Genomic DNA, 13,442 nt, shown 5'->3' on the forward strand with positions numbered 1-13,442 from the left:
CGTGAAGAACTTCAATAAGCAAATCACTTTATCGCTGAAAAATCCGTTTATTTTACATCATGACGTTTACGGACAAAAAGTCCTTCCGGGATTGGCTTATATTGATATGTTTTATCAGATTTTCAAAGAGCGCGGCTATTCATACGACGGGCTTCAGCTGCGCCATTTATCCATATATCAGCCGCTTATTGCGAAAGAAGACAGCGCCGTCAAGCTTACGGTTGAATGTACAAAGGTAAAAGAAGGGCGCTGGAAACTTACCGTAAAAGGGGCTGAGGTCAGCGGCGGACGAGTCCAGCCGGAAGAACGCATTTACGTCAAAGCGGAAATGCACGAGACGGAACCCGCAGTTTTCAGTGACACGCTTGATCTTGACTCTGTCAAACGCGAGGCGGAACGCACCATCGATTTAAATGAGCTGTATGCACAATGCAGAAGCCAAGAATTGGTTCACAGCGGATATATGAAAGCAGAAGGAGAAGTGTTTGAGGAGCGGGACGGCGTCACCTTTGATGTATCGCTCGGAAAAGACGCGATGGGACAGGCCGGGGGGTTTTTGTTCCATCCGACTCTTCTTGACGGAAGCGGCGTCGGCGCAAACCTATTGATCTCATCGCTGTTAAATGGGGAAAAGAGGCTGTTTCTGCCTCTTTTCTACGAATCTTTTACAGCTTCCGAACCTTTGCAGGCCGGCTGCATCACGAGAATCAAACGTTCGTCGCTTCGGCAGGAAAAGGAGCTCATTTACATTACACTGGAGTTTTTTAACGCATCCGGCCGGAAAGTAGCCGAGCTGAAAGATTTCACAAGCAAGCTCGTGCGGGATGCCGAGCTGATCAATACAGACCGTAAGCCTGCTGAGAAGTCTCCTGAAAAAGCCGGTTTACCGGAAGTTGCGGCATCGCTTGAAGGCGGACACCCGCGTGAGGAAGCAGAACGGTATGTCATGAATCTGATGGCTGAAAAAATCGGCAAGCCGCTTGAACAGATTGATTCTCAAGTCGGCTACTATGAAATGGGGCTGACATCGTCCGGACTGCTTGACGTCGTCGAAACGATCAGCGAAAAAATCGGCGAAACCCTTTCTCCGACTTTGCTGTTTGAATATACGACGGCAGCAGAGCTGGCAGCTTTCCTGACTGAGCAGTACGGGAGCCATTTCAGCGCGCCTCCGGCAAAAATGGAGAAGCCGGTTGAGACGCAAACAGAGAGAAGACGGAAAAGCAGTGTGCCGCAAGATGAAGATATCGCCATTATCGGCATGGCCGGCCGCTATCCGCAGGCCGAAAATATTCATGAATTCTGGGAAAACCTGAAAGAAGGAAAAAACTGTGTCACCGAAATTCCGGAGTCTCGCTGGGACTGGCGCCGGTTTGAAAATGTAAAGTCGCCTTCCGGAAAGAGCATTTCAAAATGGGGCGGATTTATTGATGATCCGGATTGCTTTGATCCCCAATTTTTCCGGATTACGCCGCGGGAAGCTGAAACAATGGACCCTCAAGAACGGCTGTTTTTACAAACATGCTGGGAAACGATTGAGGATGCCGGATATACGCCGAAGTCGCTCGCAGAGGCGCGCGGACGGAATAAGAGACAGCGCGTCGGCGTCTTCGCAGGGGTGATGCATAAGGATTATACGTTGGTCGGGGCTGAAGCTTCTTCTGAAGATCATGTATTCCCGCTTTCTCTTAATTATGCGCAAATCGCAAACAGAGTTTCATATTTTTGCAATTTTCACGGGCCGAGCATGGCGGTCGATACGGTCTGTTCATCTTCGCTGACTGCGGTTCACCTTGCTGCGGAAAGCATTCGGCGCGGGGAATGTGAATCGGCAGTTGCCGGAGGCGTCAACTTGTCGCTGCATCCGAATAAATATCTGACATACGGTTTATGGGACATGTTTTCAACAGACGGGGTTTGTCATACATTCGGGAAAGACGGAGACGGCTATGTACCGGCTGAAGGAATCGGTGCCGTTTTATTAAAACCGCTGCGAGAGGCGGTAAAAGACGGAGACCGGATTTATGCGGTGATAAAGGGCAGTGCCGTCAATCACGTGGGGACAGTGAGCGGAATTTCCGTGCCGAGCCCTGTCGCGCAGGCCGATTTGATTGAAGAATGCCTGGACAAAGCGGGCATCGATCCGCGCACGGTCAGTTATATTGAGGCGCACGGGACGGGAACTTCTCTCGGCGATCCGATTGAGGTTCAAGGCCTTGTCAAGGCGTTCCGGCAGTACACACAGGACAAACAGTTCTGTTCGATCGGATCAGTGAAGTCCAATATCGGCCATGCGGAATCGGCGGCGGGCATCAGCGGCTTAAGCAAGGTTGCCCTGCAGCTTCACCATAAAACTTTGGTGCCGTCTCTTCATTCCGAGGAGCTGAATCCGTATTTAGATTTTGAACAATCACCGTTTTACGTCCAGCATCATACCGAAGAATGGCATCAGCCCTCAGTGACGGAAAACGGAAATGAGACCGTATATCCCCGACGTGCAGGCATCAGTTCTTTCGGGGCGACAGGTTCAAACGTGCATCTCATTCTGGAGGAATTTATCCCTGAAGAATCACACGGAACAGTGGCTGAACCGGCAGAAGAACAGACATTCATTTTTCCGGTTTCAGCCCGGAATGAAGAACGGCTAAAAGAGTATGTTGCGAAGCTGTCTGCATTTATTCATCCCGGCCTGCCGCTTGAGGATGCGGCGTATACACTTCAGATCGGCCGTGAACAGATGGAGGAGCGGGTTGCGTTTACCGCTCAGAATATGACACAGCTCAAAGAGCGGCTGAAGGGCTTTCTGGCGGGTAAAACGGTCAGCGGGTGCTGGCGGAACCGAGCCGATAAAAGCAAACAGGCAGAGCTTGCTCCGGACTTGATACATAAATGGCTTTCTTCCGGGAGTCTGGGGATGATTGCCGAAAAGTGGGCCGGCGGAGGAACGATGGATTGGAATCTCTTGTACGGTGAAAACAAACCGAATCGGATCAGCCTGCCGACATATCCGTTTGAAAAAATCCGGTATTGGGTGCCGAAGGCGGAGAAAAGAGAATCGCTGCCGCAAAAAAGGGCAGGCATGCTGCATCCGCTCCTTCATGAAAATATATCAAACATGTCAGGCGTCCGTTTTCGGTCCTCTTTTAGCGGCGGAGAATTTTTCCTGAAAGATCACGTCGTCAAAAACGAGCGGACGTTACCGGGCGCGGCTTATCTGGAAATGGTCCGGGCGGCCGTTGAACACGCGGCAGAAACGAAGGAAGAAGGAACAGTCCGTCTGAAACATGTCGTATGGATACGTCCGTTTACAGCGGCGGATGAGTCCGCAGAACTGTATCTCCGCCTTTATGACGAAGAAAATGGGGAGATGGGATTTACGGTTTACAGTGAATCGGCTTCCTCGGAAGAAGAGCCCGTTCTCTATGCGCAAGGAAGCGCGGCATTTGTCCGAGCGGGCGAACCGGCCAAAATCGAGATTGACAAATTAAGAGAGTCACGCCGTCTGATCACACCTGACGCTTGCTATCAGGCATACAAACAGATGGGGATTGAATACGGGGATGCTCACAAAGCGGTCACGGAAATCTATGCAAACGACAGCAAAGTGCTCGCAAAGCTCTCACTCCCGTCATCTATTTCTCATACAAAAGATCAGTTTGTCCTCCATCCGAGCCTTTTGGATGCGGCATTCCACGCGACAATCGGGTTAATGCTTGACAGAGACGGGACTGACATACGGCCGATGCTGCCGTTTGCTCTCGAACAGATCGATGTGTTGAAAAGCTGTAAAAGTGATATGTGGGTATCCATTGCGTACAGCGGCGAAAGCAAGCCTGAAGATGCTGTGCAGAAGCTGGATATTGATTTGTGTGACGAACAAGGCAATGTATGTGTGAAAATGACTGGTTATTCCGCACGGGAAATTGAAACGGATAAAACAGATACACTATTTTTTGAACACGTATGGGAAGAGAAGGCCGCTGTACATGAAAAAGCGCCGATCCATTTCAAAGCCCGTCACGTGATGATATCTGACCGGTTTACGAATCAAATGAACAGCATACAGACAGACTTCAGCTGTCATGTGCTCCGTGATCAGCATAAGAGTGAAGACGAACGGTTTGAAGCTTGTGCGCTTCAGGCGTTCGAAAAAGTGAAGAAAATCCTCGCTTCAAATTCCGGCGGGCGCGAGCTCATTCAGATTGTCGTACCTCAAGAAGCGGATACGCAGCTCCTTTGCGGCTTAACGGGGCTTTTGAAAACAGCGGCGCTTGAAAACCCGAACCTGACCGGCCAGCTGATTGAAGCGGAGCCGGACGTCAAGGCAGACACGCTGTCCCGATATGTAAAAGAATGCAGTGCTCATCCTGATGACAAGCATATTCGCTATGAAAACGGCAATCGCTATACGGCACAATGGCAGGAAACAGGGCTGGAACAGTTCGGCGCCGAAAAGCCGTGGAAGGATAAAGGTGTTTATCTGATCACAGGCGGTGCGGGCGGTCTAGGATTTTTATTCGCCAAAGAAATCGCCCGGCATGCAAAAGACGCCGTTCTTATTTTAACGGGGCGTTCTCTGTTGGATAACCGTAAAAAAACCCAGCTTCAAGAACTGTCCGATCTCGGCGCGCAAGCCGTGTACAAACAAACGGACATGACGGAAAAACAAGAAGTTCAATCGCTCACAGCGGACATCTGCCGGCAGTACGGCGGATTAAACGGTATCATACACAGCGCCGGAACGATAAAAGACAACTATATTCTGAAAAAGCACAAAGATGAAATCCGTGATGTTCTGGCGCCGAAAGTCTCCGGACTGGTTCATCTTGATGAAGCGGCAAAGGACATTGAGCTTGATTTTCTGATTCTCTTCTCTTCCGGAGCCGGAAGCGCCGGAAGCGCGGGCCAGGCTGATTATGCGATGGCCAATGCGTTTATGAACGCCTTCAGTGAAAAAAGAAACCGTAAAAAAGCCCGAAATGAACGCTATGGACACACCCTTTCAATCTGCTGGCCGCTTTGGAAAGACGGCGGCATGACGGTTGATGCTGAAACGGAAGCCATGCTGACAAAAGAAAGCGGCATGGTCCCTATGCAAACAGAAAACGGCATTCAGGCTTTGTACCGCGGGTGGGCGGCAAACACATCCCAAGTCATGGTGACGGAAGGCTACGCCGCAAAAATCCGGGCGTTTCTGAAAAAATCAGCGGATGATCAGCCGAATAAGGGCAGCGAAACGGAAGAAACGGCAGGTCTTACAGCAGGCGGAGAGAACATGCTTGCAGAAAAAACGGAGCATTTCTTGAAACAAGTGCTCTCGGAAGTGACCAAACTTCCTGTCAACAAAATTGACGCCAAGGCACCAATGGAAGATTACGGTATTGATTCGATTATGATCATGCATTTGACGGGCCGGCTGGAAAAGAGCTTCGGTTCATTGTCAAAAACTTTGTTTTTCGAATATCAGAATATCGAATCGCTGGCGCAGTATTTTATGAAAGCACACCGGGACACGCTGCTGGAAGTGACCGGGATGAAAACAGAAGAAACCCCTGCAGCCAAACCGGCGCTGTCTGAGAAAGCGAAAGTAAAGCCCGTTTCCAAACGGAATGAAGGCAAAAAAGGCTTTGCGCATGTCCGTCCAGACACGCGGAAAAATCAGCAGCTGACGGAGCGTGAAGATATCGCGATTATCGGTATGTCAGGACGATATCCGCAGGCCGAAAATCTTCAGGAATTTTGGAAGAACTTGAGTGAAGGCACTGACTGCATAACTGAAATTCCAAACGATCGCTGGGATCACAGTCTTTATTACGACGCTGATAAAGATAAAGAAGGCAAGACGTACGGAAAATGGGGAGGATTTTTGAAAGACGTGGACAAATTTGATCCGCAGTTCTTCTCTATTTCGCCCCGGGATGCAAAATTGATGGACCCGCAGGAGCGGTTATTCCTGCAGTGTGTCTACGAAACGATGGAAGATGCCGGTTACACGCGCAAAAAGCTCACGGAAAAATCGGGTGATTTGCTTGGCGCCAATGTCGGTGTTTACGTCGGCGTCATGTATGAGGAATATCAGCTTTACGGAGCAGAAGAACAGGCGCGCGGAAAATCGCTTGCGCTGACCGGAAATCCGTCATCAATTGCGAACAGGGCTTCCTATGTATTCGGTTTTAACGGCCCGAGCATGGCTCTGGATACGATGTGCTCTTCTTCTTTAACAGCCATTCATCTGGCATGCCAAAGCTTGCGGAACGGGGAATGCGAGGCAGCATTTGCCGGGGGCGTCAATGTATCCGTTCATCCGAATAAATATTTGATGCTCGGCCAGAACAGATTTTTATCAAGCAAAGGCAGATGTGAAAGTTTCGGAGAAGGCGGGGACGGTTATGTGCCCGGTGAAGGAGTGGGCGCCGTACTCCTTAAGCCGCTTTCTAAAGCGAAAGCGGACGGTGATCATATTTACGGCCTGATCAAAGGAACGGCCGTGAACCATGATGGAAAAACAAACGGGTATTCCGTACCGAATCCGAACGCCCAAGCCGCGGTGATCAAACAGGCGTTAAAAGACGCGGGAACCGATCCGAGGGCGGTCAGCTACATCGAAGCCCACGGCACCGGGACTTCACTCGGCGATCCGATTGAAATCACGGGTCTGACAAAAGTCTTTTCAGAACAAACACAAGATAAACAATTTTGTGCCATCGGCTCAGCGAAATCCAATATCGGGCACTGTGAAAGCGCGGCGGGCATCGCGGGTCTGACGAAGGTGCTCCTGCAAATGAAACATAAGCAGCTTGCACCGTCACTGCATTCCCGGACGCTTAACCCGAATATTGATTTTCTCGCTACGCCGTTTAAAGTGCAGCAGACGCTTGAAGAGTGGAAAAGACCGGTCATAAATGAAAACGGAATAAATAAAGAATTGCCGAGAACCGCGGGGCTTTCCTCATTCGGAGCCGGCGGTGTCAACGCTCATATCGTCATCGAAGAATATTCAGCTGATGAGGATAAGGAGACGGCTTTTGCCGCGCCTCATCCGTCGATGATCGTCCTTTCCGCGAAAAATGAGAAACGGCTTCAAAAACGGGCGGAACGTCTTCTTGATGCGCTGCGGAGCGGGCGTTACCGGGAAGCGGATCTGAGCCGGATCGCATATACGCTTCAAATCGGCCGTGAACCGATGGAAGAGCGTCTCGGAATGATTGTCAGCAATTTGCGCGAGCTTGAAGAAAAGCTTGACGAATTTACGGGCGGCAAGGAGTCAATTGACCAGCTCTACCGCGGACAAGTCAAACAGAATAAAGACACGATGGCGCTGTTTGCGGCTGATGAGGACATGGAAAAAACCATTGAGGCGTGGCTTGAAAAAGGCAAAGCCGCAAAGGTATTAGAGCTTTGGGTGAAGGGTCTTCCGCTGAATTGGGATAAGTTGTATCAAATGGGCAGACCGCAAAAAATCAGTCTCCCGGCCTACCCGTTTGCAAAAGACCGTTATTGGATCGACATATCAGCAGATGCAGCTGTCAAAAAACCGGCCGAAACACAGTCTGCGCCGATCGCACCGGCGGCCGTACCCGAACCGGTCATTGAAGTAACAACTCTTCATGAGGAGACTGCCAAAGAAAAACCGTCAAACATTTCATTGCAGCCTTTGAGCGGCGCGAAACCGAAAAGAACCGTACAGTCTGTTTCCCGTCCGGCGGTTTCCGCTGAGAAAGTAAGTGCCGTATTGACCGAAAGTTTGGCAGACGTTTTATATATGGATGCCGACGATATCGACGCAGACGACACATTTATTGATATCGGCATGGATTCAATTACCGGTCTTGAATGGATAAAGGCTGTTAATAAAACGTACGGCACGTCCCTTACGGTGACGAAAGTATATGATTATCCGACAATTCGCCAGTTTGCGGCTTTCTTGCAAAAAAAGCTCGGGACAGAACCGATCCTTGAGGAAGCAACCGAACCGCAGAAAACAGAGGCCGTGAAAAAACCGTCAAACATACTGCTGCAGCCTTTAAACGCTCATAAGCAGCATGTGATACAAGCAGAAGCGGATATTCTGGAGGCGATGTCTGAAACGGCAGCTTCCGCCGAACCGGAAGAACCGATTGAAGCGGTGCATGACGAGTTATCAAAAGCACTGGCTGATGTATTGTACATGGAGCGGCATGAAGTAGATATTGATGAGGCCTTTATTGACTTGGGTATGGATTCGATTACCGGTCTTGAATGGATAAAGGCCGTCAATAAACGGTACGGCACGGACTGTAACGTAACGAAAGTGTATGATTATCCGACAATCCGCCAATTTGCCGATTTTCTGCGTACGCAGCCGTCCGTCCGCGGAAGAAAAAAACAGGCGGTTCCCGTACGTCCAAAGCCGCTTACACAGCAACACGCCCTGCAGGAGAAAACACCTGCCGAGCCTGAGAGATTAACGGTTCAAAAGGAACCTGAACCGGTGCAGGCCAAACGGGAGCCTAAAGACGAGATAGCGGACGCGATAGCCATCGTCGGCATGTCGGGCAAGTACCCGGATGCGCCGGACCTAAAGACGTATTGGGACAACTTAGCCCGTGCGAAAAACGCCATTCGCGACATCCCGCTTTCCCGCTGGGATGTAGACAAATACTATGATCCGGCCTTAAACAAGAAGGGCAAAGTATACTGCAGATCAATCGGTATGCTTGACGGCATTGAAGAATTTGATCCGCTGTTCTTTAATATTTCTCCGTCTGAAGCGGAACTTATGGACCCGCAGCACCGGATATTTTTACAGGAAGGTTTTAAAGCCTTTGAAGATGCGGGTTACAGCTCAAAAGAATTAAACGGGAAAAATTGCGGCGTTTATTTGGGGATTATGAACAATGAATACGGCTTGATGTTAAACAACCATCAGACAGGAGGAAGCGCGACGGGCAACAGTTTCAGCATCGCGGCGGCCCGCCTGCCTTATTATCTCAATTTGAAAGGGCCGGCCATTCCGGTTGATACGGCATGCTCTTCATCTCTCGTCGGGACTCATTTGGCGCGTCAGGCGCTGTTGAATCATGAAATTGACATGGCGCTTGTCGGCGGCGTGACCTTGTATTTAACGCCTGAATCATACATCAGCATGTGTGAAGCCGGAATGCTGTCTCCTGACGGCCAATGTAAAGCATTTGATAACAGTGCGAACGGATTTGTGCCCGGCGAAGGCGCGGGGGCGCTCGTTTTGAAGAGGCTGAAAGATGCGGAAGCCGATCAAGACCATATTTACGGAGTCATTATCGGATCTGGAATTAACCAGGACGGAAAAACCAACGGCATTACCGCACCAAGCGCGAAAAGCCAAATGGATTTAGAGCGCCAAGTGTATGAAGCGCACAACATCCACCCTGAGAGCATCACCTATGCGGAAATGCACGGCACCGGCACAAAGCAGGGGGATCCGATTGAATTAGAAGCCCTGTCTTCTGTATTTAAGGAAAAAACGGACCGCAAACAATTTTGCGCCATCGGTTCGGTTAAATCGAATATTGGGCATACGTCAGCGGCGGCAGGTGTAGCAAGCGTCCAGAAGGTTCTGCTGTCGATGAAGCATCAGCAGCTTGTGCCGACCCTTCATTTCAGCACGCCGAATGAACATTTTGATTTCGATGACTCGCCTTTATTTGTCAATACCGAACTCAAACCTTGGGAAACAGGCGGAGCACCGCGGCGGGCCTGTGTCAGCTCATTCGGCTACAGCGGCACAAACGCTCATCTCGTTATCGAAGAGTATCAGCCGAAAGACAGGGGAAGCCGTAAGTCTGATGAGACAAACATTTTTGTGCTGTCGGCGAAAAAAGCGCCGCAGGTAAAAACCTATGCCGAGTCTGTGATCGAATTTGCAAAAGCCAATCAGAATATCAATCTTTCAGATATGGCATACACGCTTCAAACCGGGCGTGATGCGATGGATTACCGTCTTGCGGTTACAGCCGGTTCGAGAGAAGAACTGATCAGCCGTTTAACCGATTTTGTAAACGGAAATACGGGTGAAGGGATATATGAAGCCCACATCAAAACGGCAAAAAAAGAAATCAAAGCATTTGAAACGGACGATGACCTGAAGCAGCTTGTGAGGTCATGGTTCCATAAGAAAAAATACGCCAAAATAGCGGAATTGTGGGCCAAAGGGCTTCAGACGGACTGGGACAGACTCTATCAAGGCGAAAAACCCCGCAGAATCAGTCTGCCGGCTTACCCATTTGCGAAGGAGCCGTACTGGCTGCCTGAGCCGAAAGCCGTACCGCAGGAAACAGAAGACCGGCGCGAGGCTGTGCTTTTAGATAAGCAATGGGTTCCGTGTGAGATCGATTCGGCCGGTGAGAAAAGCGGCAGGACGGTCATGATTCTGGCTGATGCAAGAACAGCGGAGCTAGCCGAAGAGACTGCGAAGCATTTCGCTGACTCGTTCATTCTCCCGGTCGATTCCGCTGACACTGCAGCTAGTGATTGGAATCACATAGATGGCGCAATCGATCTGACGGGATGCGGAGACGAAGACCTTTCACTGGAAGGGATCAGCCGGCTCCAGACTCTGATTGATACAAGCCGCCGGCAAGCGCGGCCGCTGACGCTGCTATATGTAACAAAAGGCTTGGAGCCATTTCAGCAGAAAACGATTCATCTTGCAGGAGCGGCAAAAAGCGGCCTGTACAGAATGCTTCAAAATGAGTATCAAAACGTGACGTCCAGACACATGGATGCCGATACAGATACGGATCAGCAGACGCTTGCCAAACAGATTGCAGATGAATTTTCGGCGGACAGCACAGAACCGGAAATCTGCCGCCGAAACGGACAGAGATACCGTGCTTTATTCAGGGAGATTCCAAGCGGGAAGCGAGCAGAACATAAGCCCGCACCGTTTCCTGAAGACCATGTGCTTTTCATTACCGGAGGGACGAGGGGACTGGGTCTCTTATGCGCCCGCCATTTCACAGAAAAACACGGCGTGAAAAAAGTAGTGCTGACAGGCAGGGAGCCGATTCCTCCCCGCCATGAACGGTCAGCCGTTAATACGAGGCTGAAAGAGAAGATACGGGCGATTGAAGAGCTCGAAGCAAAAGGAGTGCAAGTGGCGGTGATCAGTCTGAATTTGTCTGATCATGATGCGGCGGCAGCGGAAATTGAAACGATCCGGCGCACGATGGGACCGATCGGCGGCGTCATTCACTGTGCGGGATCGGTTAATTCAGTAAATCCGGCGTTTATCAGAAAGACTGCCGACGATATACAAGAAGTGCTGGAACCGAAAGTCGCAGGGCTTCAAACATTAAGCAGCCTTTTCACAAATGACCCTTTGCAATTTTTTGTCTTATTTTCTTCAGTATCTGCAGTCGTTCCGGCGCTCGCGGCGGGACAGTCGGATTATGCGATGGCAAATGCGTACATGGATTATTTCGCGGCGGCTCATCAGCATCAATATCCGTTAGTCAGCATTCAATGGCCGAACTGGAAGGAAACCGGATTGGGTGAAGTCCGCACAGAAAGCCTGAAGCAGACCGGGCTGCTGGGACTGTCCAACGCGGAAGGCCTTGACTTGCTGGACCGCATTTTATCTGAAAACATCCGCCCGTCCGTTCTGCCGGCTATCATTGATCGGAGCGAATGGCATCCTGACAGGCTGCTCTGTCAAGAGAAAACACAAAAAGAGACTGAAGCCGTAATAACCGGCAAAGCCGCGGAAAAACATTCAGACAGAGAACTGCTTCTTGATACGAAGGCGTGGCTTGTGAAATTGTTTTCCGATGAGCTGAAAATCGCTCCGGAAGAACTGGAAACAGACGAACCGTTTCAGGATTACGGGGTTGATTCGATCATTTTAGCGCAGCTTTTACAGCAAATGAATCAAGCGCTCAAAGAGGACTTAGACCCATCTGTTTTATATGAACATCCGACGATTGACGCGTTTGCCGAATGGCTTGTATCCAATGGGCAGCCGCTGCTTGCAGAAAGGGAGGAACCTGATACAGAAATCTTGGTTCCGGCTGCCGTACAAACGGTTCACACTGAACAAAAGCGTGATGCCGTAACTGAAGACATTGCCGTCGTCGGAATGAGCTGCCGTTTTCCGGGAGCGGAATCGTTAGACCAATATTGGGACTTGCTGAGAAGCGGCAGGTCCGCAATCGGCTCCGTCCCGGCGGAACGTTTCGGATATGCAAATCAATACGTTGCGGGATTGATTGACAATATGGATCACTTTGATTCCGAATTCTTTTTCATTCCGGAAAACGACGCGAAAGCGATGGACCCTCAGGCGTTGGCGGTGTTGGAAGAGAGCTTGAAACTTTGGTGCCATGCCGGCTATACCCGTGAAGAAATCAAGGGCATAGAAGCAGGTGTGTATATCGGAGGCCGCAGCCAGCATCAGCCTGATCCTGAAAGTCTTGCGAATACCCGCAACCCGATCGTTGCGGGCGGGCAGAATTATTTAGCGGCAAACGTTTCGCAATTTTTTGATCTGCGCGGGCCGAGCATCGTGCTTGATACGGCTTGTTCATCGGCTTTGACAGGAATGAACATGGCCGTTCAGGCACTGAGAAGCGGCGATATCAAAGCGGCGGTAGTTGGCGGCGTCAGCCTGCTGAACACAGATGCGGCGCACCGGATGTTCCAAGAGCGCGGACTGTTAAACGAAAAACCGGCATTTCACGTATTTGACAAGCGTTCAGGCGGAGTTGTCCTCGGTGAAGGCGTCGGCATGGTGCTGTTAAAAACAGTAAGCCAGGCGCAAAAAGACGGCGACACGATACACGCGGTCATTAAGGCCGCCGCCATGAACAATGACGGCAGAACGGCAGGCCCGTCAGCTCCTAATATGCAGGCGCAAAAAGACGTTATGCAAAGCGCGCTTTTCAAAAGCGGCAAAAAGCCGGAAGACATCACTTATATCGAAGCAAACGGATCGGGTTCCGCGGTGACTGATTTGCTTGAGCTGAAGGCGATTCAATCCGTATACCGCTCAGGTCAGCATGTTCCGCTCGGCATCGGGTCAATTAAGCCGAACATCGGGCATCCGCTTTGCGCAGAAGGCATCGCTAGCTTCATTAAAGTCGTATTAATGCTGAAGCATAAAAAAACGGTTCCGTTTCTCTCAGGAGACGAACCGATGCCGCATTTTGATATAACAAAGACAGATTTTCACTTTCATAAAACAGCCGGCGAATGGGATGCAGCCAGACCGTCAGCAGCCATCAACTGCTTTGCCGACGGCGGAACGAACGCCCACGTCATTCTGGAAGCTTGGGAAGAAAAAGATACCCGAATGAAAAGAAAGCCGCTGCCGGTACCGTCATTAAGACGTAAGGCTCTGGTAAAAGAGCCTTACGCACCGGCGGAGAAACAAGAGCTTCCTGCGAAAAAAATGTTCTGGAAAGCATTTAAATGAGAGAGGAGTGGGA

General features: G+C 50.4%; 1 protein-coding gene. It reads left to right on the plus strand.

Annotated elements, in window-relative coordinates; genetic code table 11:
* Nucleotide 1 precedes the first annotated feature (1 nt).
* Nucleotides 2-13,429, plus strand: a complete 13,428-nt coding sequence (locus tag GNE05_RS09080) for a type I polyketide synthase (protein WP_160182677.1) — start codon at nt 2-4, stop codon at nt 13,427-13,429.
* Nucleotides 13,430-13,442 lie beyond the last annotated feature (13 nt).

The organism is Bacillus sp. AM1(2019) (assembly GCF_009906915.1).
In the GTDB taxonomy this organism is placed as follows: Bacteria; Bacillota; Bacilli; order Bacillales; family Bacillaceae; genus Bacillus; species Bacillus velezensis.